Genomic DNA, 253 nt, shown 5'->3' on the forward strand with positions numbered 1-253 from the left:
CATATTATCGTAAATACCCCGGCGCGGTACACCTCCCAGCACACGGAACGCATGATTATGGGCGTCGAACAGCATCTCGTGCGTCTGCAACAGATAGGCCCGGACGATGAAGGCACGGCTGTGGCTGGGACTGTCAGGATTTCCGTGTGTGGGCGGGCGGTTGAACATTACGCCGCCATGGCTCTGATGAAGCGCTCGCCGAAGATCACGGCGAACTGAGCCTTGGCCATGGACCACTCACGCGGTGGCATTT

Annotated in this window: 1 protein-coding gene; it reads left to right on the top strand. The window is 58.9% G+C overall.

Annotation, left to right across the window (positions count from 1 at the left end; all coding sequences use genetic code 11):
* Positions 1-219, top strand: a 219-nt coding sequence (locus EQG66_RS15390; protein WP_220428682.1) for a hypothetical protein, incomplete at its 5' end; no start/stop codon positions are given.
* Between the last annotated feature and the right edge of the window lie 34 nt (positions 220-253).

Origin of the sequence: Sphingobium fluviale (assembly GCF_004122115.1) — a bacterium.
GTDB classification, from domain to species: Bacteria; Pseudomonadota; Alphaproteobacteria; order Sphingomonadales; family Sphingomonadaceae; genus Sphingobium; species Sphingobium fluviale.